We start from the raw sequence: 24,338 nt of genomic DNA, 5'->3' as shown, positions 1-24,338 counted from the left end.
ACAGGCCGGGGCCGGGGGTCAGACCGTGACCGGCTCGCCCGCCGCCGCGGCGATCTCCGCCTCCGCGACGACACCGGCGACGCGGCGCAGCTTCTTCATCGGGCCCAGCTCGGAGTCGTAGACCTTCTTGACGCCGTCGCCGAGGGAGGCCTCGATGGTGCGGATGTCGCGGACGAGGCGGGTGAGGCCCTGCGGCTCGACGGAGGCGGCCTGGTCGGAGCCCCACATGGCGCGGTCGAGGGTGATGTGGCGCTCGACGAAGGTGGCGCCGAGGGCGACGGCGGCCAGCGTGGTCTGCAGGCCCGTCTCGTGGCCGGAGTAGCCGATCGGGACGTTCGGGAACTCCTTCTCCAGCGTGTTGATCACGCGGAGGTTCAGCTCCTCGGCCTTCGCCGGGTAGGTCGAAGTGGCGTGGCACATCAGGATGTTGTCGCTGCCCAGGACCTCGACCGCGTGGCGGATCTGCTTCGGGGTGGACATGCCGGTGGAGAGGATGACGGCGCGGCCGGTGGCGCGCAGGGCCTTCAGCAGCTCGTCGTCCGTCAGGGAGGCGGAGGCCACCTTGTGGGCGGGGACGTCGAACTTCTCCAGGAAGGCGACGGCCTCGGTGTCCCACGGGGAGGCGAACCAGGCGATCCCCTTCTCCTTGCAGTACTCGTCGATCTGGCGGTACTCGTCCTCGCCGAACTCCACGCGGTGGCGGTAGTCGATGTAGGTCATCCGGCCCCAGGGGGTGTCGCGCTCGATGTCCCACTGGTCGCGCGGGGTGCAGATCTCCGGGGTGCGCTTCTGGAACTTCACGGCGTCGCAGCCGGCCTCGGCGGCCACGTCGATCAGCTTGAAGGCGTTCTCCAGCTCACCGTTGTGGTTGATGCCGATCTCGCCGCAGATGTAGACGGGCTTGCCGGGGCCGACCTCGCGCGAACCGAACGAACGCATACGGGAGTTGGTGCTCATGGCAGGAGATGTCCTTACTTGGGGAGGGAATCGAGAGAGGGGCCGAGGATCCAGCTGGCGATCTCTCGGATCGCGCCGTCACCGCCGGGGAGGGTGGTGACCGCGCGTGCGGCGCCGCGTACGACGTCGTGGGCGCTCGCGACCGCCACGGGCCAGCCGACGAGGGCGAAGCACGGGAGGTCGTTGACGTCGTTGCCGACGTAGAGCACGCGCTCCGGCGCGATGCCCTGCTCCTCGCACCACTGCTTCAGCGCGAGGTCCTTGCGGTCGATGCCGTGCAGCACCGGGAGCTTCAGCTTCCGGGCGCGGGCGGCGACCACAGGGTTCTGTTCCGTGGACAGGATGAGCATCTTCAGGCCGCTCTTGCGCAGGGCCGCGATGCCGAGTCCGTCGCCGCGGTGCACGGAGACGAACTCCCGTCCGTCGGAGTCGATCAGCACCCGGTCGTCGGTCTGGGTGCCGTCGAAGTCCAGTACGACCGCGTCGACGTCCTCGGCGGTCGGCAGCGAACCGGGACGGTCCGCGTCGAAGAGGGGGGCCAGCGCGCGGGCGCGGGCCAGGTCGTGCGGGTCGTCGATCTCCAGCACGCGCGCGGGGTCCGTGCGGACGAGTTCCGTACGGCCGAAGAAGCGGTGCTGGTGCTTGCGGAAGCCGGCCGCGTCCATCGCGTAGGCGGCGCCGGTCTCCAGGAAGTCCTGGGGGCGGTCCTGGCGGCGGGGGCGGAAGGACTTGTCGTGGTTGACGCCCACGCCGCCCTCGGCCTCCGCGTCGGCCTCGCGCCAGACGAAGCCGTGGAAGGGGGCCACGGTGACCGCCGTGTCCGCGCCGTTCTCCACGACCGCGCCGGCCACCCCGTCGATGTCCTCGCGGACGATGAACGGGCTGGTGCACTGCACGAGCAGGACCGCGTCGACCGCCGCGCCGTGCAGCGCCTCGTGGGCGTCCATGGCGTGCAGGACGGCGGCCTCGGAGGTGGCCGTGTCCCCGGCGATGGCGGCGGGCCGCAGCACGACCTCGGCGCCGGCCTGCCGGGCGGCGGCCGCGATGGCCTGGTCGTCGGTGGACACGACGACGTCGGTCACCAGCCGGGTCGCCCGGCACTCGCGCACCGCGCGCGCCACCAGCGGCACACCGCCGACGGGGGCCAGGTTCTTGGCGGGCACGCCCTTGGAGCCGCCGCGCGCGGGGATCACCGCGAGCACCCGGCGCAGCGTCGCGCCCGGTCCCGCCTCGGGGTTGGACATGGAGTCTCCTTGGAAGGTCACAGCTCCCCCATCCGCCGGATCACGGGGGCCACGCGCTGCACGCCGTGGCGGTAGGCCCCGCGCGCGGCGCGGCGCACGATCTGGCGCACCGGGCCGGGTTCCTTGTCGGCGGCGGGCGCGCCGGGCAACGGGGCGCCGTCGGGGCCGAGGTGGTGGCGGGCGAGGATGCCGGGCAGGTATCCGGGCGCCGTCTCGGGTGTGTAGTAGGGGTTCAGCGGGGGCAGCCCGCCGGGCCGCTCCAGCAGGCCGGCGATGCGCTCGCGCGCGGTGTCGAAGGCCGTCTCGTACGAGCCGTCGACACCGACGCCCTGCCGGGCCACCCACTCCTCGTCCGCCGTCGGCCGGTGTCCGGCGTCGAGCTGGTCCCAGGAGGCGAGGCACCCGGAGCCGGTGAAGTGGTGGTTGCCGAGCACCTCGCGCACGCCCAGGTCGGTGAGGACGACCGTGGGGACACGCCGGTGCAGGGCCTCCAGGGCGGCCGTGGAGCTGACGGTGACCAGCAGGTCGGTGCGGTCCAGCACCTCGCCCATGTGCCCGTACACCAGCCGGAAGTTGGCGGGCACGGACATGCCCTGGACCAGCTTCTGGTACGGCAACTCCTCGATGTGGGTGGTGTGTTCACCCGGCTTGGAGCGCAGCTTCAGCAGCACCTCGCGCTCGGGGTGCCTGCAGGCGTGCTCGATGAGCCGGTTCAGCAGGTACGTACGGTCCTTGCGGCTGTCCGGGACGGACGGCTGGGCCGCGAACACCACGGTGTACGGCTCGTGTTCACCGGTGTACGGCGCCCCGCCGAGGAAGGGCAGGGCGACCTCGGTGACCGCGGAGGCGTCCGCGCCCACGCCCTCGTACACGGCCCGGAACCGGTCCGCGTCGTGCCGGGAGTTGGCGAGGACGAGGTCGGCGCCGTGCCGCAGCAGCAGGCCGTCGGCGAGCTTCTCGTAGACGACGCCGACGTAACCGGTGACGACCACCGGGCGCTCGCCCGAGCCCCAGGCGCCCCGCAGTCCGTGCAGCATCGCCTGGACACCGCCGCCGACCAGCGCGAGGACGAGGAGGTCGTAGGGCTCCCCGGTCGTCGAGTCGGTCATGGCGCGCAGGAACTCGACGCCGGTGACCTCGCGGAGCGAGTCCGCCCGGACGCCCACTTCCCTCAGCTGGCGGGCCGTGGGGGTGGCACGCCCCCGCAGGAGGTAGCCGTCGAGCCGGATCTCGGAGTCGGTGGGGGCGAGGCGCTGCGCGGTGAGCGCGCCCCACTTCCACCGGGTGTCGGAATCGGCGAGGACGGCGACCCGCAGGGACTTCGTAGCTCTTGCTGGCACGCCGAAGACGCTAGGAAGCGATTCCGTTGTGCGGCCCAACCCGAATGCAACAAACGGTTAACAGCACATCGCCGAATGGCGAATCGGGCCGTCAACTCGCCGGAAAAAAGCCCGGTTCACAGCTTCGCCACGTGTCGTTCACCCAGCATCAAGCAAGGCGTCAAGACGAATCACGGGCTTCCCCCTAACGTCCCTGACGTGGTCAAGCTCTCCGTCATCGTGCCGTTCTACAACGTGCAGCAATACGCTCCCGACACCCTCAGGAGTCTGAAGGCGAATGCCCGGGACGACTTTGAGTTCATTCTCGTGGACGACTGTTCCCGCGACGGGACACCGGACATTCTCGCGCGCGCGGAGCGCGAGCTGCCCGGGGCGGTCCATGTCCGGCACGAGCAGAACGGGGGGCTGGCGACCGCGCGCAACACCGGGATCGACCGGGCGCGCGGTGAGTACCTGACGTTCCTGGACGGCGACGACTGGCTCGCCCCCGGCTACTTCCCCCAACTGGTCGCCGCCATAGACGAGTTGGGCTGCGACTTCATCCGTACCGACCATGTGCAGTGCACCGCGCGCTCGCGCCAGGTGCACCGGGTGCCGGTCGGCCGGCGGGGCGTGGTGACGAGCCCGCGCGAGGCGATCCTGCCCGCCGACCGCTCGACGTCCGTCGACTACGCGTACGCGTGGGCCGGCATCTACCACCGGCGGCTCGTGGACAAGGGCCTGCTGCACTTCACCGACGGGCTGCGCACGGCCGAGGACCGGCCGTGGATCTGGAAGCTGCACCGGGAGGCGGAATCCTTCGCCGCGGTGAGCATGCTCGGTGTGTTCTACCGGCGCGGGGTCGCCTCGTCGCTCACCCAGATCGGCGATGTCCGGCAGCTGGATTTCATTCGCGCGTTCGACCAGGTCGTCGCGGAAACCGCCGAGGATCCGCAGGCCGATGAACTGCTGCCGAAGGCCGTCCGTACCTATTGCGCCATCATTTCCCATCATCTGGGATCCATCGAAAGGTTCGAGCCCGCGGTGGCGAAAAAGCTGAAATCCATGAGTGCCGCGGCCCTGCGGCGCATGCCGCAGGACGTGCTGGACGACGCGCTGGACTCCATGGACTTCCAGCGCGCCTCCAAGCTGCGCCGGCTGCGCCGCCGTCCCGCCCCCGCGGGGGCCGCCGCATGACGACCCAGATCTTCCAGGCGTCGACGCTGTACGGCACGGCCACGCTCGCCGCCGCCCTGGACTCCGGCTGCTTCGGCCCGGCCGACCGGCGGATCCTGCTGGTCTGCAACAACTCCACCACCCCGGAGACGACGCCCGCCCTGGACGAGGCACCCGGCTTCGAGAAGCTGCGCGACCGCTTCGACGAGGTGATCTCGTACAACGAGACGATCTTCCCGTTCCACCCGGGCGGCTGGGCCCCGCGGGTGGACGACATGCCGCTGTGGGAACGCTTCCTGCGCCACGAGTGGCGGCTGGGCGAGGACGACGTCGAGCTGGCCGTCGAGTCGATCCAGGTCAACCCGTCGCTGGCGCTCGGCCAGATCTTCACCGGCGCCCCCGTGACGGTCTACGCCGACGGCCTGATGAGCTACGGCCCCACCCGCAACAAGATCGACCCGCTGGTCGGCACCCGGGTGGACCGGGTGCTGCACCTGGACCTCGTCCCCGGCCTGAAGCCGCTGCTGCTCACCGAGTTCGGCGTCGAGGGCGAGATCGTGCCGACGGCCGCCTTCACCAAGGTGCTCGCCGGCCTCGGGCCCGTGAACCCCGAGGACGCGGAACTGCCGGACGTCGAGGAGCCGGCGCTGCTGCTCGGCCAGTACCTCTCGGCGCTGGAGATCCTCACCGCCGAGCAGGAGGACCAGCTGCACGTGCGGATGCTGCGGGGCGCGGCCGCGCTCGGGCACACCAAGGTGGTGTTCAAGCCGCACCCGTCCGCACCGGCGAGCTTCACCCGCTCGCTGGAGCAGGAGGCGCGGAAGCTGAAGGTCGAGCTGACCGTGCTCGACACCCCGGTCCTCGCCGAGGTGCTGTACCAGCGGATGCGTCCCGCGCTGGTCGTCGGCTGCTTCTCCACCGCCCTGCTCACGGCCCAGGCGCTCTACGGCCTGCCGGTCGCCCGGATCGGCACCGAGCTGCTGCTGGAGCAGGTCACGCCGTACGAGAACAGCAACCGGATCCCGGTCACCATCGTCGACGCGCTGCTGCCCGCGCTGGGCGACAGGGCGGCCGTCGAGGAGCAGCGCCGGGGCATGGACGTCGAGGAACTCGGTGCGCTGGTGCGGGCGGTGGGCTTCGCGATGCAGCCGAAGATCCTGCCGGGGCTGCGGCCCGAGGTCGAGGGCTGGCTGACGCGGAACCAGAACCCGCGGACCCTGCGCTACTTCAAGCGCCGACGGCTGACCTCCCTGGCCCTGCCCGGCGGGGTGCCGGCCCAACTGGCCTTCATCCCCCGCAACGCCACGGTGCGCCGGGTGGCCCGCAAGGCCCGCAGCCTGCGCCGGGGCGCGCGCAACTGAACCGGGCCGCGGGTCAGGGGCGCGCGAGCGGCCGGGCCCGGCGACGGCAGAACTGTGAAGACCATCCAGGAAGGACATGACCTCCATGGCAGCGTCACCGTCACCCCCCGGCCTCGCCGCCGCGCCCGGCCCGTTGATACCCCGCCCGGCCGCCGCACCGTCCGCCGCCGGTGGCGGACGCGCGAGCCGCCTCATGGCCCTGGACGGTCTGCGGCTCGTGGCCGCGCTGATGGTCTGCCTCTACCACTACACCGGGCGCGGCGGCACGGTCTCCGCGTCCTGGCACGGCAGCCCGGCGCACCTCTTCCCGACCCTGTCCCGGGCGGCCGTCTACGGCAACTTCGGGGTGCAGTTCTTCTTCGTCATCAGCGGCTTCGTGATCTGCATGAGCAGCTGGGGCCGTACGCTCGGCGACTTCTTCCGCTCCCGCGTGTCGCGCCTGTACCCGGCCTACTGGGTGGCGCTGTTCCTGGTCACCGGGGCGTCGCTCGCCATGCCCGTCGTCGTCCACGCGGTCCGGCTGGACGAGTTCCTGGTCAACCTGACGATGCTCCAGCAGCCGATGGGCGCGAAACGGGTCCTCGGCGTGTGCTGGACGCTCTGGGTCGAACTGCGCTTCTACGTGCTGTTCGCGCTGCTCGTCGTGGTGCGCGGGGTGACCCGGCGCCGGGTGGTGCTGTTCGCCTGTGTGTGGACGCTGGCGGCGGTGCTGTGCCACAGCTCCAGGAACGAGCTGCTGAACCAGGTGATCATGCCCGAGTACGCCCCCTTCTTCATCGGCGGCCTGGCGCTGTACCTGATCCACCGCTTCGGCAGCGACCTGCTCTCGTGGGGCATCGTCGCGATGTCCTGGCTGCTGGCCCAGCGGGAGGCCACCACCGGCCTGTGGGGCCACCACCCGCACCGTGATCCGTACGTCGTCATCCTGATCGTCACCATCGCCTTCGCGGCCGTCGCCGTCGTGGCGCTCGGCTGGGCGAGCTGGGCCAGGTGGCGCTGGCTGGTCACGGCGGGCGCGCTGACGTACCCGTTCTACCTGGTCCACGAGCACCTGGGCTGGTTCGTCATCCGGGTGCTGCACCGGAGCCTGGGCCTCGGCCCGTGGCCGACGCTCGTGGTGACCGTGCTGGGCATGCTGGCGCTGGCGTGGCTGATCCACCGGTTCGTGGAGAAGCCGTTCGGGCCCCGGTTGAAGCGGGCCCTCAAGACGGCGGGCACCGGTGTCCCGGAGCGGGCGGTCAGCTGACTCCGTACCGCGCCCCGATCCCCGCGACGACGACCGCCAGTCCTTCCTCGAACTGGCGGTCGTAGTCGTCGAAGAGCAGCTCGCCGGCCGCCGCCGCGAGCGGGAAGTCCGCGAGCCGCCGGGCCCGTTCCCCGACGTCGTACCCCTCCCGGCGCTCGCCCGGCAGGGGCCGCACGCCCTGTTCCTCGGTGACGAAGCCGATCGTGTACGCGTTCGCCGTCCGGCCCGCGTCGACCGCCTGTGCGAGGGTGAACCCGGCGTCCGTCAGCAGCCGCAGGTTCGCCTCCAGGGCGGGGGCGTGCTCGGTGCCCGTGAAGCGTGAGCCGCTGTAGACCTTGGCGCCGTCGCGATAGCCGAGCAGCGCGCCGCGCAGCCCCCGGCCCGTCTTCAGCAGCCGCTCCTGCCAGCTGTCGTCCGGATCGAGCGGCGTGGCGGCGACCATCCGCCGGTACATCTCCGTCGCCATCTCGTCCAGCAGCGCCTGCTTGTCCTTGAAGTGCCAGTACAGGGCGGGCGCCTTGACGTCCAGTTCATGGGCGATGGCGCGCACGGTCAGGCCGTCCAGTCCCGCCTCGTTCAGCAGCCGCAGGGCGGTGTCGGCGACGCGGCGGCGGTCCAGGGGGGCGCGGGGTGTGCGTTTCTCGGGGCTCACACTTGACAGCTTAACAGCGTTAAGGGCACCCTCATGGGCGACGGCACTTAACGCCGTTAAGGAGACGAAGGAGCATCGCGATGGACGTTCTGATCGTGGGCGCGGGTCCGACCGGTCTCGCCCTCGGCGCCGACCTGGCCCGGCGCGGAGTGGAGGCGCTCGTGGTGGAGCGGGCCGACGGCCTGTTCCCCGGCTCGCGCGGCAAGGGGATCCAGCCCCGCACCCAGGAGGTCTTCGACGACCTGGGCGTACTGGCCCAGATCCGCGCGGCGGGCGGACCGTACCCGGACCGGATGATCTGGAAGGACGGCGAGCGCGTCGGCGGGGAGCCGATGTTCGACACGGTCGCGCCGGACGAGGGCGCGCCGTACACCGAGCCGCTGATGGTCGCGCAGTGGCGCACGCAGGAGGTGCTGTACGCGCGCCTGCTGGAGCTGGGCGGCCGGGTCGCCTTCGGGTGCGAGGTGACGGGCGTCGCGCAGGACGCGGACGGGGCGGCCGTGGAGCTCGCCGACGGTACGGCGCTGCGCGCGCGGTACGCCGTCGCGGCCGACGGCGGACGCTCGGTGATCCGGCGGGCGCTCGGGATCGGCATGGCCGGCGAGAGCGTGGACCCGGCGCCGTTCATGGTGGCGGACGTCCGGGTACGGGGCCTGGACCGCGTGCACTGGCACACGTTCCCGAAGGACGACGGCACGGTCGTGGGCCTGTGCCCGCTGGCCGGCACGGACGACTTCCAGCTCCAGGCCCGCCTCCCCGAGGGCACGGCCCCCGACCTGTCCCTGGACGGCATCCGCACGCTGGTCGCCGCGTACACGCACCTGGACCGCGCCGACGTGACGGAGCTGCGCTGGGCGTCCGACTTCCGCCCGCGCGCCGCCCTGGCGGACCGCTTCCGGGCGGGCCGGGTCCTGCTCGCGGGCGACGCGGCCCACGTCCACTCCCCGGCGGGCGGCCAGGGCCTGAACACCAGCGTCCAGGACGCCTACAACCTGGGCTGGAAACTGGGCGCGGTGCTGCGGGACGGCGCCCCGGACACCCTCCTCGACACCTATGAGGAGGAGCGCCGGGCGAACGCGGCGGCCATGCTGGACCTGTCGACCGGGGTGCACCGGGGCGAGGTGCGACGCGGGCGCGAGACGGTCCAACTCGGCCTGGGCTACCGGGAGTCGAGCCTCACCGAGGAGACCCGCGCGAACCCGGCCGGGGTGCGGGCCGGCGACCGCGCGCCCGACGGCACGGCGGGCGGCGTACGCCTCTTCGACGCGTTCCGGGGGCCGCACTGGACGCTGCTGGGCGCTCCCGACGGCACGGTCCCCGGGGTGCGCTCGCTCCCGGCGGCCCCGGAGTCGTACGGCCCGGGTGTCTTCCTGGTCCGCCCGGACGGCTACGTGGGCTGGGCGGGCGAGACCACGGACGGACTCGCGGCCTATCTCTCCCGGGTCGGCCGCTGAGGAGCGCCGGTCCCCTGGGAGCTGCGAGGGCTACGAACTCGCCAGCGACAGCTTCACGGCGAAGCCGAGGAACAGCGCGCCGGCCGCCGACGTGGCCGTGGCCGACAGCCGCTTGCGGCGCCGGAACGCGGCGGCGAGCCGGGTGCCGCCGAATATCAGCGTGCTGAGGTACAGGAAGCTGGCCAGCTGGCCGAAGGCGCCGAGGATGGCGAAGGAGAGGGCCGGGTAGGCGTAGCCCGGGTCGACGAACTGCACGAAGAAGGCGACGAAGAACAGGATCGCCTTGGGGTTGAAGAGGCTCACGACGAGGGCCCGCCTGAAGGGCCGCTCCCCGGCGGCCCGCTCGGGCTCCGCCTGCGCCACGTCCTGCTCCCGCCGCGTCCGCCACAGCTGCCAGGCGGACCGCAGCATCCCCGTCGCCATCCAGGTCAGATACGCGGCGCCCGCGTACTTCACGATCCCGAACAGCACGGCGTCGGCCTTCAGCAGGGAGGCGACACCGGCCGCGGACAGCGTCATCAGCACGGTGTCCCCGCAGAACACGCCCGCGGCGGCGGTGTATCCGGCCCGCACGCCGCGGCGGGCGGCGACGGACAGCACGTACAGCGAGTTGGGACCGGGCAGCAGCACGATCAGGGCGAGGCCTGCCAGGTAGGTGGGGAGATCGATGACGCCGAACATGCGAATGAGTGTCGCACGGAGGTCTGACAATCCCCCCTGCCCGGCCGCTCAGAAGACGTCATGGGGTTCGTACCTCCCCCACACCTCCCGCAGCGCGTCGCACACCTCCCCGACCGTCGCCCGGGCCCGCAGCGCCTCCCGCATCGGATACAGCGCGTTGTCCTCGCCCCCGGCCGCCTTCTTCAGCGCGGCCAGCGCCGAGTCCACCGCCCGCCGGTCGCGCCGCGCCCGCAGCCGCTCCAGCCGCTCCGCCTGCCGGGCCTCGATCGCCGGGTCGACCCGCAGCGGCGCGTACGGCTCCTCCTCGTCCAGCCGGAAGCGGTTGACGCCCACGACCACCCGCTCGCCGGAGTCGGTCTCCTGGGCGATGCGGTACGCGTTCCGCTCGATCTCGGCCTTCTGGAAGCCCTGCTCGATGGCGGCCACCGCCCCGCCGAGATCCGCGACCCGGCGCATCAGGGCGAGGGCCGCCGCCTCGACGTCGTCCGTCATCCGCTCCACCGCGTACGACCCCGCGAACGGATCCACCGTCGCCGTCACGTCCGTCTCGTACGCCAGCACCTGCTGGGTGCGCAGCGCCAGCCGGGCGCTCTTGTCCGTCGGCAGCGCGATCGCCTCGTCGAAGGAGTTGGTGTGCAGCGACTGCGTGCCGCCGAGCACCGCGCCGAGGGCCTGGACGGCGACCCGGACGAGGTTCACCTCCGGCTGCTGCGCGGTCAGCTGGACCCCGGCGGTCTGGGTGTGGAAGCGCAGCATCAGCGACCTGGGGTTGCGCGCGCCGAACTCGTCCCTCATCACCCGCGCCCAGATCCTGCGCGCCGCACGGAACTTGGCGATCTCCTCCAGCAGCGTCGTACGGGCCACGAAGAAGAACGACAGCCGGGGCGCGAACGCGTCCACGTCCATGCCCGCCGCCACCGCCGTGCGGACGTACTCGATGCCGTCGGCGAGCGTGAACGCGATCTCCTGCACGGGCGAGGCGCCCGCCTCGGCCATGTGGTAACCGGAGATCGAGATCGTGTTCCACCGGGGGATCTCGGCGGCGCAGTACCTGAAGATGTCCGCCGTCAGCCGCAGGGACGGCTTCGGCGGGAAGATGTACGTCCCGCGCGCGATGTACTCCTTCAGCACGTCGTTCTGGATCGTGCCGGTCAGCCGGTCCGCCGGGACGCCCTGCTCCTCCGCCACCAGCTGGTACAGGAGCAGCAGCAGGGCCGCCGGGGCGTTGATCGTCATCGACGTCGAGACCTGGTCCAGCGGGATGCCGTCGAACAGCGCCCGCATGTCCTCGACCGAGTCGACGGCCACGCCGACCTTGCCCACCTCGCCGTGCGCGAGCGGCGCGTCGGAGTCGTGGCCCATCTGGGTGGGCAGGTCGAAGGCGACGGACAGGCCGGTGGTGCCGTGCGCGATCAGCTGCCGGTAGCGGGCGTTGGACTCGGCGGCCGTGCCGAAGCCGGCGTACTGGCGCATCGTCCAGGGGCGGCCGGTGTACATGCTCGGATAGACCCCGCGCGTGAACGGGTACCCGCCCGGCTCGCCCAATTGCCTCGCCGGGTCCCAGCCGGTGAGGTCGGCCGGCCCGTAGACCGGCTCGATGGGCAGCCCGGACTCCGACTCGCGTGCCTCCGGCTCAGCTGCCATGAACGCCTCCGCCCGCCGTACGTTTTGTCCCCTCTCACCATGCCCCGTAGTTCGGCGGCGGTCACGCGGGGAAGCATCCCCGGCATGAGGATCAGGGGCATCAGGGGCCCGCTCGCCGCCGTACGCATCTCCTCCGCCGCTCTCGCCGCCCTCACCGCCCTCGTCGGCTGCACCGTGCAGCCGATGACCGGCGCCGACGGCAAACCCGTCCCGCCCGTGCGCGTCGGACCGCCGTCGGGCGGCGCTCCCCGCACCGCCCGGACGGCCCCGGCCCCGACCGCCGCACCGCCCTCCCCGGCACTGTGGTCGCCGGGCGACAGCGGGCCCGGGGTACGGGAACTCCAGGCCCGGCTGCGCCAGCTGGACTGGCTGTTCGACGGGCCGACGGGGTCGTACGACGATCTGACCGAGCGCGCCGTCGAGGGGTTCCAGGGCAGGCGCGGGCTGCCCCGGACCGGGCGGACGGACACCGTCACCTGGCAGCGGCTGGTGGCGATGACGCACCCGCCCGGCGAGTGGGAGCTGTACCTGATGGGCGGTCAGCCGGCCGGCCCGCCCGATCCGCGCTGTCTGACCGGGCGCGTGCTGTGCATCGACAAGACGACTCGGACGCTGCGCTGGATGGTCGACGGGCGGACGGTGTCGGCCATGTCGGTGCGCTTCGGCGCGCAGTACTCACCGACCCGCGAGGGCGTCTTCCACGTCTACTGGAAGGCGCGGACCTGGACCTCCACGCTCTACCACTCGCCGATGCCGTACGCGATGTTCTTCAGCGGCGGGCAGGCGGTGCACTACTCCTACGACTTCGCGGCGCGCGGCTACGCGGGCGGCTCGCACGGCTGCGTGAACGTCCGCGACAGGGCGGCGATCCAGGAGCTGTTCGCGCAGGTGCGGGTGGGCGACAGGGTCGTCGTCCACTGGTGACGGACCCGTCGGCGACGGAGTGAAGGAGACGACGAAGGAGATAGGGCGCGGGCGGGACCGGGGGAACGTGTCCCGCCCGCGCCAGGTGCACGAGCCGTGGGTACGGGGGGAACCCCGGCTCAGTGCGACGGCCGATGACCAGTCGGCTCACTCTGTACTGCGTCGCAGGCTCCGGAAACGTCACACCCCGCGCCGAAAAAATTTCGTCGGTCACAAACGAGCAGGTCAGGAGCTTGACGGAGCGGAGTCGCCGTGGGATCCGCCGCCGTTGCCCTGGTCGCCGCCGCTGCCGCCCTGGCCGTGACCGCCTCCGTGACCGGGGCGGTCGCCGCCGTGGTCGCCGCCTCCCGGGTGACCGCCGCCGTCACCCTGCCCCTGGTCGTCACCGCCCTTGCCCTGGCCGCCGCCGTTCCCCTGGCCCTTGCCCTTGTCCTTGCCCAGGGGCTTTCCCTGGTCGCCGCCGTTGCCGCCGGACGCGGAGTCGAAGGCACCCAGGACCACCTTGCAGAAGCGGTCGATGTGCGAGGACCCGCCCGCCAGGTTCTCCAGCGTGCGCATCCGGCCGGAGTCCGGCGCCTTGCCGTCGCGGATGGCCCGGCAGGCCCCGGCGACGTCCTGCCAGCCGCCGCCCGGAACCCCGCTCGGGGCGCCCGCGGGTCCGCCGGGGCGCGGTCCGGTGCTCGCGCCCGGGGTGGCACCCGGGCTCGCGCCCGCGCCGCTCGGCACACCCGGACCCGGGCTCACCGGGGCGGACGGCGAGACCGAGGCGAGCGGTGAGGAGGAGCTCTGGTCGGCCGAGACGGAGGTGGCGGGGGCGGGCCGCTCGGTCCCGAACGTGGGCAGCACCCCGCTCCCGACGGCCATGGCGACCCCGCCGAGCATGCCCGCGCTCACTCCCGCGGCGAGCGCCAGGCGCGCGGGGCGGGCCCAACGGGGGCGACGGGGACGGCCGCCCGGGATTCCGGTACGGGCCGTGGGGGCCGGGCGGGCCGGGGCGCCGATGCGGATCAGACCGGCGTCGGAGGGCGAAGTGGGCGTGCCGGAGCGCTCGCCGGAGGCGTCCTCGGCGAGGGCGGCGGCGGTCCGCTCGGCCTCGGCGGCCTCGCGAGCCTTGCGGAACGCGGCCAGGGCGGCCTGTTCGCCGGGGAGTTCACCGGTGGCGGCAGCGCCCTGCGCGGACAGCGCGCCGAGCGCGCGGGAAAGTCGTTCGGCCTGGTCACGCGCGCGAGCGTCGACGACTTCCAGCGACTCACCGCGCAGCAGACGTTCCGCCGTCTCACGGTTCAGCCACTTGTCGTGCTCGTCGGCCATCACATGTCCTTCTGCGTCCGCGTACGCGTATGCGTCACAGTTGCGGACGACACCGCGCCGCGGCGCGGTTCTCGCTGGGGTGGGAGCGCGTCGAGGGCGCCCGCCGATTCCGGATCCTGGCCGAGCAGCTCCGCGAGCCGCTTCAGGCCCCGGTGCGCCGCGGTGCGTACGGCGCCGGCGCGTTTGCCGAGCGTCTCGGCGGCGGTCTTGGCGTCGAGGCCGACCACCACGCGCAGGACGACCGCCTCGGCCTGGTCCTGCGGGAGGCGCGCGATGAGGGAGAGGGTGCTGTCGGTGGCCAGCGCCTCGATGGCCTCGCCGGCCGTGTCGGACTCGGCGGCCCGGCCGGTCAGCTCCGTCTCGTCGCCGCCTATGGCGGGGCGCCGGCCGCGCATCCGTATGTGGTCCAGAGCGCGGTTGCGGGCGATCCGGGCGGCCCAGCCGCGAAACCTGTCGGCGTCTCCGCTGAACCGGTCCAGGTCGCGGGCGATCTGCAACCAGGCCTCCGACGCGACGTCTTCGGCGTCCGGATCCCCGACCAGCGTGCGGACGTAACCGAGCAGCCGCGGTTGCACGGCGCGGTACACCGTACGAAATGCGGTCTCGTCCCCGTCCTGTGCCGCACGCACCGCGGCGGTCAGCTCCGCGTCGTCCCCCAGCACGTGACTCCCTTTACGCCTGTTTCCTGGTCCGGCGCGAAAGGCACGTTACGGCGTCAAAGCGGTCCTCGTCCATGTCCGTCGACGAGTCTGTAGACGATGCAACTAACTCGTGACCAGGTGCGGGAGTGCGCAGGGTGAGCATCCGCGGGATCGGGGTGTGACAGAAAACGCACGCATGGCGCTGTAGGAAGTACGGGCCGCGCGCGGCCCGTCCGCGCGACGGCCGGGGCCTCTCCTGTGGGGGGTGGCGGCCCCGGCCGTTGCCCCGGCGGACCGCTGTTGCTTCTCCCGAGCCGCTACTTCTTCTTGTGGGACGGCTTCGAACTCGCCGCAGAGCGGCCGGATTTACCACTTCCGTCCTTGACAGCAGGACTTTGCGGCTTATCAGTGGACTTGTCAGTGGATTTACCGGTTTTGCCCCTGCTGTCGGTCTTCTGCTGCTGGGCGCAGTAGGCCGCGACGTGGTCCCTGCCGCCCGCGGCCGTCAGCAGCCGCTGCCAGGCCGTGGCGTCGAGCGCCTTGCCCTCACCCTCGACCTGCTCGTACGCGCGGCAGTGCGCGAGGGTGTCCTTGGCGGTGTCCGGGCGGTCCGGGTGCGCGCCGGGGGCGGCGGACGACCCGGCTGACGCGCCGGCACCGGCCCGCCCCGGGGCGCTCGTCACCGGGTGCGCGGGGTGCCCGGCGCCGTGGTCGCCGCCCGACGAGGAGCCGACCGCGCCGATCGCCGCCACGGCGACGCCGCCCAGCGTGAGGCTCGCGGCGAACACCGAGAGCGTGGCCTTCACCGACAGCCGCGCACGCCACGGCTGCCGGGGCCGCCAGTCGTCCCGGCGCCGGGTCCGCGCCCGGTGCGGGCCGGCGTCCCGTGCCGCGCGGAACGCGCTCACCGCGTGCTGCTCGCCGTCGGGGTCGACGGGACCGGTGCGCAGGACGTCCGCGAGGCTCGCCTCCAGTGCGGCGAGGCCGGCGCCGGGGACGTCGGCGGTGGACCGGGATCCGGGGGCGGCGTCCGCGCCGGGGTGTACGTGCCGACGGCCGGGCAGTCCGCCGCCGCTGTGCCGTTCACCCATGTCAGTTCCCGTCCCTGTCCGATCTGTCCGCCACAACTGCCGCACGCATGCCGTCCGCCTGGCCGGTCGCACGCCGCACGTCGCACGGGGCGCACGCGGCGTCCCGGCCCGGCCTTGTTCCATACGGCCCGTGGCCGCCGGCGTTCATCCGCGCGGTCGCGGGTGCCGGTCCGCCGTGGTTCATGTCGACTCCCCCAGCGTGCCGGCGCCGTCATCCGTCACACCCAGCTGGCGGGCGAGACGTTTCAGGCCCCGGTGCGCGGCCGTGCGCACGGCGCCGGGCCGCTTGCCGAGGACCCGTGCGGCGGCCGGTCCGTCCAGTCCGACGACGACGCGCAGCAGCACCGCCTCCGCCTGGTCGGGGGGCAGTGACCGGACCAGTTCGAGGGCGCGCTCGGTGGACAGGGACTCCAGCGCCTGGTCGTGGGTGCTGTGCGGTCCGGGCAGGTCCAGTACGTCCTGTTCGAGCGCGGTCGCCCGGGGCCGTACCCGCTGCCGGCGCAGATGGTCCAGGGCCCGGTGCCGGGCGATGGTGGCGCTCCAGCCGCGGAATCCGGCGCCGTCGCCCTTGAACCGGCGCAGGTCCCGGGCGACCTCCAGCCAGGCGTCGGAGGCCACGTCCTCCGCGTCGTCGCCGACCAGGCCGCGCAGATAGCCGAGCAGCCCGGGCTGGACGATGCGGTACGCGACCGCGAAGGCGGACTCGTCCCCCGCCTGGGCACGTGCGACGGCCTCGCCCAGCTCGGCGTCGTGCGCCTGCCGGCGCCGGCGTTCCCCTCCGTGACCCAAGAACCGTCCTCGTCCGTACCCAGCGAATGTGCGCGGTGCGATTCGATGCGCTCCCGCCGCGCTCGTCCCCCCAGCCAGATCAGCGCCGGAGCTCACAGAAACGTCACAGTGCCGGGGCCTCCCGCACGTCGTGCGAACGTCACCGGACGGTGCTCGCGTCGCGGCACAGCAGACGCAGGGAGCCGTGGCCGCCGTAGGCGCGGCGGGCCTCGTCGATGGGGTCCCAGATCCGGCCGTCGGGGGTGCGCACCCAGTGCTCTCCGCCGGTCGCCCACCACTCGGCGCCCGTCTGGCGGACGATCACCTCGCCGGCGTAGGCGCCGAAGCCGCGCAGCGCGCTCTCGACAGCGGCGTACGGCGGGCTCTCGCGGCGGATCTCGTCGATCATGCGGTCCACCCGCCACAGGCTCTGCGCCGAGTAGTCGAGCCGCACCCGGGCGCCCTCGCGCGCCATCGCCACGGTGTCGGCCGCCCACCGCAGCGGCTTCGCCGCGGCATGCGGCCGGGTCTCCTGCTGTGCTGTCACGTCCTGGGCTGTCACATAGGGAAGAGCGACCCGCACGGGCGAAGCGTCACCGTGTTCCGGATCGATTCGCCAACCGTTTCAGGACCACCCCAGGTCCACCCCAGGTCCGCCGCAGGCCGATCACAGGACCGCCCGCCCGCGTACCTCCCAAGCGCCTTCACGGAGCACTGCGCGCCCGCCTCGACACCACCGCCCGCAGCACCCGGCGCCCCTCCACCGAGACGTCCAGGGCGCCGCGCAGTCCGTGGGTGCCGTGCTCGGCGAGGAGGTCCAGGACGGTGCGCTGGCGGCGCAGCTCCGCGGCGACCAGCGGCGGCAGGTCCTCCGTGTCTCCCGCGCGCCCGGAGTCGAGGCCCTGGGCGGCCGGGGTGTCGTCGGCGGCGGGGTCCAGCAGCCGGTGGATCCGCAGCGAGGCGACCGAGCAGGCGTCGGCCCAGGGCCGTACCGCCGCGGCGGTGCGCACGGCCGGAGCCCCCTCCAGCATCCGCCGCGCCAGCCGCTCGGCCTCGTTCCCGGCCGGTTCGGCGGCGTCGACGCCGTGCCGGGCCCGCTCCAGGCTCGCGGCCCAGTCGGAGCCGTCGGCGAGGCTCGCCCACAGGGGCCGCAGCAGCTCGTCGTCGGCGCCGAGCAACGGCAGGCACCGATCCAAACAAGCCAACCCACTGGCGGCCAGCCCGCGTTCGTCGGCCTGCGCGATCTGCTCCACCAGGCTCATGAATGTCTCCCTCGACGCCAGGGCGCCGACCGGTACGGACCCCGTCCTTCCCCTTACTGCGTCGGGACTCCACCGGGTGTCACAGGGAGCTCACGCTCACCGCCCGTTCACCCCAGCGTGGCCGAAAGTCGCTGGAAGTCCGCCCAGGACAGGTCCGGCTTGCCCGGGTCCCACAGCTTCTGCACCGTCGCCCGCAACGGCAGCCGGATCCCGGCCGCGACCTGCGCCTCGGTCTGCGCGTTCGGGAAGTCGCACCACACGGCGAACGACCCGCCGAGGATCTGCCCGTCGTAGCGCGCCGGTACGGCGGACGTGCCGCGCAGCACCCTGGGGGTCCACTGCTCGTAGATCCGCCGCCCGGTCGGATAGACGAAGGTCTGCGGCTGGCCGAGGACGTAGTAGAGGAACTCGTCGTTGTAGTTGACGACCTTCCGGCCCGCGCTCAGGTACTCCGCCGGCTGCCGGGCGCCCAGTTCCTTGCCGGTCCAGTAGGCGACCTGGAGGTCCCCCGCAGGCCGCACGGAGGTGTCCTTGAAGAAGCCGTCGTTCCAGACCCGGACGGTCCGGTCGTGGGCGCGGACGGTGTCGGCGCGGTCGGCCAGCCAGCCGGTGGTCAGGTCGGCGACGGTGCCGCCGGAGCCGTAGGCCCGGCGCGCGGCGGCCCCGAGCTGCGGGTACGAGACCTGCGGGTTCGTCACGGTCAGCGCCTGGTACTCGTCGCCGCCCAGGTTCCACCGGTTGCCGGTGAACAGGCCCGCGTACTCGTTCAGCAGATCGTCCACGATTTTCGCGGACGCGGGCTTGGAGATGTCGATCGCGCCTGTCGTCGGCACCCCGTTCGCGTTGCGCAGGCGCAGGTCGGGGTGGGCGGCGAGGACGGCGCCCAGATGCCCCGGCGAGTCGATCTCGGGCACGACGGTGAGGTGCCGGCTGTCCGCCAGCGCCACGATCTTCTGGACCTGCGCCCTGGTCAGATGGTCCGGGGAGACGATCTCGGGGTGGCTGCCGGACTCGATCCGGAAGGCCTGGTCGTCGGAGAAGTGCAGCCCCAGCTCGTTGAACTTCAGGTCCCCCAGCTCGCGTATCCGGTCCTCGATCCAGGACTCGGAGAACGGCTTGCGCGCGATGTCGAGCATGAATCCGCGCACCTGCTTGGCGGGTTCGTCCCGCACGACCCCCTCCGGCGCCGTACCGCCGCCGTGGACCTCCTGCTTCAGCGTGCGGGTCCCGTAGAACACCCCCGCCGCGCCGGGTCCGCCGATGTCCACCCGCCCGTCGTGGACGGTCATCGTGTACGACTCCTGGTTCCCGCCCCCGCCGCCGAGCGCGAGCCGGACGTCCCCCGCCCGGACGTCGTCCTTGTCCTTCTGTCCCGCGTAGGCGATGCCCAGCTCCCCGGCGATGAGCCGCCCCGTGCCGGCCAGTGCGGCGTCGCCGATCACCACCCGGTCGCCCTTCTGCGGACTCCAGCCCGGACCGCGCGCCGCCGTGAAGGCGCGCACCGCGGGTATCGTCTCCGGCGCCCGGGACAGCGGGTAGGACCGGCTCGGCGTGGGGCTCGCGGCCACCGCGCCGCCGGACGCCGACTGCGCCGCGCCTCCCGTCCCCCCGCCGCCCGACGAGGCCCACACACCGACCCCGACGCCGAGCGCGACGGTCCCGACGAACGCGGCCGCCACGACGGCCCGCTTGCGTATCACCTGCTGCGCCGAGTCACGGCGCCTGTGCTGGGTCACCGGGCCAACGTACGGGTGTTCCCGTGTTCACCCGTCATCTCCGCGTTCCGAAACACTTCCATACGAGTGAATTTCAGGCATCGCGAAGACACAGAGTGACCACTCTCGATAACCTGACGACACATCTTTCACAGCATCCCCTGCACACCACATGTGACGCGAGGACCCACGCTGCCCGCCCACCGCCTGCCGTCTCTCCCCAGGCCCCTCGACGCCTTCAACGCGGCCCCCACCGACGAGGCCCACACCCTCCTCCTGCGCTGCCTGCACAGCCTGCGCTGGTCCCGCCGCATCGCGGACCACCGCCCCTACCCCGACCTGGACGCCCTCCTGGCCGCGGCGGACGAAGCGGCGTACGACCTGTCCCCGGGCGACCTGTCGGAGGCCCTGGCGGGCGAGTCGCTGCCCGAGCTCCCCGAGGGCACGTATTCGGCGGCCCACATGGCACTGAGCGCGGCACACGCGGCGTACGAGGCCCGATTCGGCCACACGTTCGTCATCTACCTGGGCGACGTCCACCCGGACGAGGCCCTCGACCGCGTCCTCGAAGCCATCCGATCACGATTGACAAACGATCCGGAGGAGGAGCGGGTGGTAGCCGCGGAGGAGCTCCGCCGCCTTGCAAGGAACCGGCTGGCGGTTTCCCTGGGGGGCGCGGGGCTGCATCCGTCAGCGGCTCCGCCGCGGGGCGCGGCCAGCCCCAACGCACCGGCAGTCGGCAGATAACCGGACACCCCACCCCAGTAGCCGCCCGGCCGATACCCCATCCGGTGCCAGTTTGATCACACCGGTAGGCCCCCCGTAAGCGCCACCGCACCGCATGGATACGATGCTGGGGGCCGGTGGACCGTACCCGGCCGGGCCCGACCGACAGAGAAGCCGGCGCGGCCCCAATCCCCGCTCCCGGAGGGACTTCCGTGCCGGCTGGAACGCTGTACCGCGGCCGGGAAGGAATGTGGTCCTGGGTGGCTCACCGAGTCACCGGCGTCCTCATCTTCTTCTTCCTGTTCGTCCACGTGCTGGACACCGCTCTCGTGCGTGTCTCCCCTGAGGACTACGACAAGGTCGTAGCCACGTACAAGACGCCGATCGTCGCGTGCCTCGAATACGGCCTCGTCGCCGCCATCCTCTTCCACGCACTCAACGGCCTGCGCGTCATCGCCGTCGACTTCTGGTCGAAGGGCCCGCGCTACCAGAAGCAGATGTTCTGGACCGTGATGGGTGTCTGGATCGTCCTGATGGTCGGCGCGATCTACCCCGTGCTCGGCCACGCCGCTCGTGTCCTGTTCGGGAGCTGACGCCGATGTCCACGACTGAAACCACCGCGTCCGGTGTCGGCCCCGTCGAGGGCGGCTCGTTCTACGACGTCGACAACCCGGCCCCGCTGATCGAGGCCCCGCGCAAGCGCACGAAGAAGACCCCCAAGTCCACCCGGGGCAACTTCGAGCTGGCCGCCTGGCTGTTCATGCGCCTGTCCGGCGTCGTGCTGGTCGTCCTGGTCCTCGGCCACCTGCTGATCCAGCTCGTGCTGGACGGCGGCGTCTCCAAGATCGGCTTCGCCTTCGTGGCCGGCCGCTGGGCCTCCCCGTTCTGGCAGGTCTGGGACCTGCTGATGCTGTGGCTCGCCATGCTGCACGGCGCCAACGGCCTGCGCACGGTCATCAACGACTACGCGGAGCGCGCGAACACCCGGCTGTGGCTCAAGGGCCTGCTCTACACCGCCACGGTGTTCACCATCCTGCTTGGCTCGCTGGTGATCTTCACCTTCGACCCGAACATCCGCTAGGCACGGGGCTGCGAGAATCATGAAGATCCACAAGTACGACACCGTCATCGTCGGCGCCGGCGGCGCGGGCATGCGTGCGGCCATCGAGTCGACGAAGCGCAGCCGCACCGCCGTGCTGACCAAGCTCTACCCCACCCGCTCCCACACGGGCGCCGCGCAGGGCGGCATGGCCGCCGCGCTCGCCAACGTGGAGGAGGACAACTGGGAGTGGCACACCTTCGACACGATCAAGGGCGGTGACTACCTGGTCGACCAGGACGCCGCCGAGATCCTGGCGAAGGAGGCCATCGACGCCGTCCTCGACCTGGAGAAGATGGGCCTGCCGTTCAACCGGACGCCCAAGGGCGAGATCGACCAGCGCCGCTTCGGCGGTCACTCCCGCAACCACGGCGAGGCCCCGGTCCGCCGCGCCTGCTACGCGGCCGACCGCACCGGCCACATGATCCTCCAGACGCTGTACCAGAACTGCGTCAAGGAGGGCGTGGAGTTCTTCAACGAGTTCTACGTCCTGGACCAGCTGATCACCGAGGTCGACGGCGTCAAGCGCTCCGCCGGTGTGGTGGCGTACGAGCTGGCGACCGGTGAGATCCACATCTTCCAGGCGAAGTCGGTCATCTACGCCTCCGGCGGCACCGGCAAGTTCTTCAAGGTGACCTCCAACGCGCACACCCTGACCGGTGACGGCCAGGCCGCGTGCTACCGCCGGGGTCTGCCGCTGGAGGACATGGAGTTCTTCCAGTTCCACCCGACCGGCATCTGGCGCATGGGCATCCTGCTGACGGAGGGCGCCCGCGGTGAGGGCGGCATCCTGCGCAACAAGGACGGCGAGCGCTTCATGGAGAAGTACGCGCCGGTCATGAAGGACCTCGCGTCCCGTGACGTCGTCTCCCGCTCCATCTACACGGAGATCCGCGAGGGCCGCGGCTGCGGTCCCGAGGGCGACCACGTCTACCTGGACCTGACCCACCTGCCGCCGGAGCAGCTGGACGCCAAGCTCCCGGACATCACCGAGTTCGCGCGGACCTACCTCGGCATCGAGCCGTACACGGACCCGATCCCGATCCAGCCGACCGCGCACTACGCGATGGGCGGCATCCCGACGAACGTCCAGGGTGAGGTCCTGTCGGACAACACCACCGTCGTCCCGGGCCTGTACGCGGCCGGCGAGGTCGCCTGTGTCTCCGTGCACGGCGCCAACCGCCTCGGCACCAACTCGCTGCTGGACATCAACGTGTTCGGCCGCCGTTCGGGCATCGCCGCCGCCGAGTACGCCCAGAAGGCCGACTTCGTCGAGCTGCCGGAGAACCCGGAGGCGTTCGTCGTCGAGCAGATCGAGCGGCTGCGCGAGTCCACCGGCAACGAGCGGGTGGCCACGCTCCGCAAGGAGCTGCAGGAGACCATGGACGCCAACGTCATGGTGTTCCGCACCGAGCAGACGATCAAGACGGCCGTCGAGAAGATCGCCGAGCTGCGCGAGCGCTACAAGAACGTCTCGATCCAGGACAAGGGCAAGCGGTTCAACACGGACCTGCTGGAGGCCATCGAGCTGGGCAACCTGCTCGACCTCGCCGAGGTCATGGCGACCTCCGCCCTGGCCCGCAAGGAGTCCCGCGGCGGTCACTACCGCGAGGACTACCCGAACCGCGACGACGTCAACTTCATGCGCCACACCATGGCGTACCGCGAGGTGGGCGACGACGGCACCGAGTCCATCCGTCTCGACTACAAGCCGGTCGTCCAGACCCGCTACCAGCCGATGGAGCGTAAGTACTGATGGCTACCCCCGTTCTGGACAAGGTGGAGGCGGAGGCCGCGGCCTCCTCGCACCTGATCACGGTCACCTTCCGGATCCGCCGGTTCAACCCGGAGGTCTCGGCGGAGGCGACCTGGGAAGACTTCCAGCTGGAGATCGACCCGAAGGAGCGTGTCCTCGACGGCCTCCACAAGATCAAGTGGGACGTCGACGGCACCCTCACCTTCCGCCGCTCGTGCGCGCACGGCATCTGCGGCTCGGACGCGATGCGGATCAACGGCAAGAACCGCCTCGCCTGCAAGACGCTGATCAAGGACATCAACCCCGAGAAGCCGATCACGGTCGAGCCCATCAAGGGCCTGACGGTCCTGAAGGACCTGGTCGTCGACATGGAGCCGTTCTTCCAGGCGTACCGGGACGTCATGCCGTTCCTGGTCACCAAGGACACGAACGAGCCGACGCGTGAGCGTCTGCAGTCGGCCGAGGACCGCGAGCGCTTCGACGACACCACCAAGTGCATCCTGTGCGCCGCGTGCACGTCGTCCTGCCCGGTGTTCTGGAACGACGGCCAGTACTTCGGTCCGGCCGCGATCGTGAACGCCCACCGCTTCATCTTCGACAGCCGTGACGAGGCGGGCGAGCAGCGCCTGGAGATCCTGAACGACCGTGACGGCGTGTGGCGTTGCCGCACGACCTTCAACTGCACGGACGCCTGCCCGCGCGGTATCGAGGTCACGAAGGCGATCCAGGAGGTCAAGCGCGCCCTGATCACGCGCCGCTACTGAGCCTCACGGCCCACCGCACCGAGGGCCCCGCTTCCGACTCCGGAAGCGGGGCCCTCGGGCGTTTTGGTCGGGTTTCCCGGCGGGCCGGTTCTAATCTGACGTCATGTCAGACGATGAGTCGTACGAACTGCTCGGCTTCGACAACGTCCTGCTGCCCGTCGGCGACCTCGGCGAGGCCGTCGCGTTCTACGAGCGGGCCGGATTCGGCGTGAGGTTCCGCTTCGACGAGGCCGGGATCGCGCAGCTGCGGGTCGGCGCGGAGACGCCGGGGATCCTGCTGCGGGTCGAGGAGGCGCTGATGCGCCGGACGCCGCCGTGGCCGTCCCCGCGGATCTGGCTGGAGGTACCGGACGCGCGGACGGCGGCACGGCGGCTGACCGAGGCCGGGATCCCCCCGCTCGACGAGGCGTTCCGGACGGTCACCGGCTGGACCGTCGAGATCGCCGACCCCTGGGGCAACATCCTCGGCTTCACGGACTACACCAAACGCCGGGAACTGGGACGCAGGGGCTGACGGCGGGCCCGCCCGCACTGACTAGGCTCTTCT

At 71.9% G+C, this 24,338-nt stretch carries 24 protein-coding genes; 11 read left to right on the top strand and 13 right to left on the bottom strand.

Going from position 1 to position 24,338, the window contains the following annotated elements:
* Positions 1 to 18: 18 nt before the first annotated feature.
* Genes AC4OXY_RS30180 through AC4OXY_RS30170 form a run of 3 tightly spaced genes read right to left on the bottom strand, consistent with a single transcriptional unit; the run spans position 19 to position 3,541 of the window.
* Positions 19 to 957: an N-acetylneuraminate synthase family protein gene (locus tag AC4OXY_RS30180; RefSeq protein ID WP_356030232.1), complete on the bottom strand. Its 939-nt coding sequence runs from the start codon at positions 955 to 957 to the stop codon at positions 19 to 21.
* Positions 958 to 971: 14 nt separating this feature from the next.
* On the bottom strand, positions 972 to 2,201 hold the full coding sequence (locus tag AC4OXY_RS30175; RefSeq protein ID WP_356030230.1) for a cytidylyltransferase domain-containing protein: 1,230 nt from the start codon (positions 2,199 to 2,201) through the stop codon (positions 972 to 974).
* A gap of 17 nt (positions 2,202 to 2,218) precedes the next feature.
* Positions 2,219 to 3,541 (bottom strand): DUF6716 putative glycosyltransferase, encoded by a 1,323-nt coding sequence (locus AC4OXY_RS30170; protein WP_491991391.1) that lies wholly within the window; start codon positions 3,539 to 3,541, stop codon positions 2,219 to 2,221.
* Between the two features lie 198 nt (positions 3,542 to 3,739).
* On the opposite strand from AC4OXY_RS30170, the gene AC4OXY_RS30165 reads away from it, so the two are divergent.
* From AC4OXY_RS30165 to AC4OXY_RS30155, 3 genes are all read left to right on the top strand, one after another.
* Positions 3,740 to 4,717, top strand: coding sequence for a glycosyltransferase family 2 protein (locus AC4OXY_RS30165; protein WP_356030227.1), 978 nt, complete (start codon positions 3,740 to 3,742; stop codon positions 4,715 to 4,717).
* On the top strand, positions 4,714 to 6,057 hold the full coding sequence (locus tag AC4OXY_RS30160; RefSeq protein WP_356030225.1) for a polysialyltransferase family glycosyltransferase: 1,344 nt from the start codon (positions 4,714 to 4,716) through the stop codon (positions 6,055 to 6,057). Before AC4OXY_RS30165 ends, AC4OXY_RS30160 begins: the two co-directional genes overlap by 4 nt.
* An 85-nt stretch (positions 6,058 to 6,142) precedes the next feature.
* A complete protein-coding gene (locus AC4OXY_RS30155) occupies positions 6,143 to 7,303 on the top strand; it encodes an acyltransferase family protein (RefSeq protein ID WP_491991390.1) in 1,161 nt (386 codons plus the stop codon).
* Here the strand turns inward: AC4OXY_RS30155 and AC4OXY_RS30150 are convergent.
* Positions 7,296 to 7,955: a TetR/AcrR family transcriptional regulator C-terminal domain-containing protein gene (locus AC4OXY_RS30150; protein WP_362818273.1), complete on the bottom strand. Its 660-nt coding sequence runs from the start codon at positions 7,953 to 7,955 to the stop codon at positions 7,296 to 7,298. The two genes, AC4OXY_RS30155 and AC4OXY_RS30150, sit on opposite strands and share 8 nt — an antisense overlap.
* A gap of 74 nt (positions 7,956 to 8,029) precedes the next feature.
* Here AC4OXY_RS30150 and AC4OXY_RS30145 point away from each other — a divergent pair, with 74 nt between their 5' ends.
* Positions 8,030 to 9,409, top strand: a complete 1,380-nt coding sequence (locus AC4OXY_RS30145) for an FAD-dependent monooxygenase (protein WP_491994661.1) — start codon at positions 8,030 to 8,032, stop codon at positions 9,407 to 9,409.
* Positions 9,410 to 9,439: 30 nt separating this feature from the next.
* Here AC4OXY_RS30145 and leuE read toward each other — a convergent pair whose 3' ends face one another.
* Positions 9,440 to 10,090, bottom strand: coding sequence for a leucine efflux protein LeuE (leuE, locus tag AC4OXY_RS30140; protein WP_356030220.1), 651 nt, complete (start codon positions 10,088 to 10,090; stop codon positions 9,440 to 9,442).
* Positions 10,091 to 10,138: 48 nt separating this feature from the next.
* On the bottom strand, positions 10,139 to 11,734 hold the full coding sequence (locus AC4OXY_RS30135; protein ID WP_356030218.1) for an acyl-CoA mutase large subunit family protein: 1,596 nt from the start codon (positions 11,732 to 11,734) through the stop codon (positions 10,139 to 10,141).
* Positions 11,735 to 11,818: 84 nt separating this feature from the next.
* Between AC4OXY_RS30135 and AC4OXY_RS30130 the strand changes: the two genes are divergently transcribed.
* Entirely contained in the window at positions 11,819 to 12,658 is an 840-nt protein-coding gene (locus AC4OXY_RS30130) for a L,D-transpeptidase family protein (protein ID WP_362818270.1), read from the top strand.
* A gap of 225 nt (positions 12,659 to 12,883) precedes the next feature.
* Here AC4OXY_RS30130 and AC4OXY_RS30125 read toward each other — a convergent pair whose 3' ends face one another.
* The 7 genes from AC4OXY_RS30125 to AC4OXY_RS30095 all read right to left on the bottom strand — a co-directional run bounded on the left by AC4OXY_RS30125 (position 12,884) and on the right by AC4OXY_RS30095 (position 19,467).
* Positions 12,884 to 13,969 carry a hypothetical protein gene (locus AC4OXY_RS30125; protein ID WP_491991389.1) on the bottom strand — a complete coding sequence of 362 codons (1,086 nt, stop codon included), beginning with the start codon at positions 13,967 to 13,969 and terminating at the stop codon, positions 12,884 to 12,886.
* A complete protein-coding gene (locus tag AC4OXY_RS30120; RefSeq protein ID WP_356030214.1) occupies positions 13,969 to 14,631 on the bottom strand; it encodes an RNA polymerase sigma factor in 663 nt (220 codons plus the stop codon). Before AC4OXY_RS30120 ends, AC4OXY_RS30125 begins: the two co-directional genes overlap by 1 nt.
* Before the next feature lie 296 nt (positions 14,632 to 14,927).
* Positions 14,928 to 15,701 (bottom strand): hypothetical protein, encoded by a 774-nt coding sequence (locus tag AC4OXY_RS30115; RefSeq protein ID WP_491991388.1) that lies wholly within the window; start codon positions 15,699 to 15,701, stop codon positions 14,928 to 14,930.
* 180 nt (positions 15,702 to 15,881) lie between these two features.
* Positions 15,882 to 16,490 (bottom strand): RNA polymerase sigma factor, encoded by a 609-nt coding sequence (locus AC4OXY_RS30110; protein ID WP_356030210.1) that lies wholly within the window; start codon positions 16,488 to 16,490, stop codon positions 15,882 to 15,884.
* Between the two features lie 139 nt (positions 16,491 to 16,629).
* The gene (locus AC4OXY_RS30105; RefSeq protein WP_356030208.1) at positions 16,630 to 17,016 is read right to left on the bottom strand and encodes a hypothetical protein; all 387 of its coding nucleotides are present in this window, start codon (positions 17,014 to 17,016) and stop codon (positions 16,630 to 16,632) included.
* A 157-nt stretch (positions 17,017 to 17,173) separates the two neighbouring features.
* Positions 17,174 to 17,731: a hypothetical protein gene (locus AC4OXY_RS30100; protein WP_362818264.1), complete on the bottom strand. Its 558-nt coding sequence runs from the start codon at positions 17,729 to 17,731 to the stop codon at positions 17,174 to 17,176.
* 107 nt (positions 17,732 to 17,838) lie between these two features.
* Positions 17,839 to 19,467, bottom strand: coding sequence for a beta-N-acetylhexosaminidase (locus tag AC4OXY_RS30095; protein WP_491991387.1), 1,629 nt, complete (start codon positions 19,465 to 19,467; stop codon positions 17,839 to 17,841).
* Between the two features lie 153 nt (positions 19,468 to 19,620).
* Between AC4OXY_RS30095 and AC4OXY_RS30090 the strand changes: the two genes are divergently transcribed.
* From AC4OXY_RS30090 to AC4OXY_RS30065, 6 genes are all read left to right on the top strand, one after another.
* Positions 19,621 to 20,193, top strand: a complete 573-nt coding sequence (locus AC4OXY_RS30090; protein ID WP_491991386.1) for a 2-oxo-4-hydroxy-4-carboxy-5-ureidoimidazoline decarboxylase — start codon at positions 19,621 to 19,623, stop codon at positions 20,191 to 20,193.
* Between the two features lie 191 nt (positions 20,194 to 20,384).
* On the top strand, positions 20,385 to 20,765 hold the full coding sequence (gene sdhC / locus AC4OXY_RS30085) for a succinate dehydrogenase, cytochrome b556 subunit (RefSeq protein ID WP_079173146.1): 381 nt from the start codon (positions 20,385 to 20,387) through the stop codon (positions 20,763 to 20,765).
* Between the two features lie 5 nt (positions 20,766 to 20,770).
* Entirely contained in the window at positions 20,771 to 21,253 is a 483-nt protein-coding gene (locus AC4OXY_RS30080) for a succinate dehydrogenase hydrophobic membrane anchor subunit (protein WP_356030203.1), read from the top strand.
* A 19-nt stretch (positions 21,254 to 21,272) separates the two neighbouring features.
* Positions 21,273 to 23,027, top strand: coding sequence for a succinate dehydrogenase flavoprotein subunit (sdhA, locus tag AC4OXY_RS30075; protein WP_356030201.1), 1,755 nt, complete (start codon positions 21,273 to 21,275; stop codon positions 23,025 to 23,027).
* Positions 23,027 to 23,791, top strand: coding sequence for a succinate dehydrogenase iron-sulfur subunit (locus tag AC4OXY_RS30070; RefSeq protein ID WP_356030199.1), 765 nt, complete (start codon positions 23,027 to 23,029; stop codon positions 23,789 to 23,791). The genes sdhA and AC4OXY_RS30070 overlap by 1 nt, the downstream gene beginning before the upstream one ends.
* Before the next feature lie 103 nt (positions 23,792 to 23,894).
* Positions 23,895 to 24,305 (top strand): VOC family protein, encoded by a 411-nt coding sequence (locus tag AC4OXY_RS30065; protein ID WP_356030197.1) that lies wholly within the window; start codon positions 23,895 to 23,897, stop codon positions 24,303 to 24,305.
* Positions 24,306 to 24,338: the final 33 nt, after the last annotated feature.

It is taken from the genome of Streptomyces sp. HUAS MG56, from assembly GCF_058673395.1.
The sequence above is the reverse complement of the archived record's forward strand: the minus strand, read 5'-3'. Positions and strand labels throughout refer to the sequence as shown.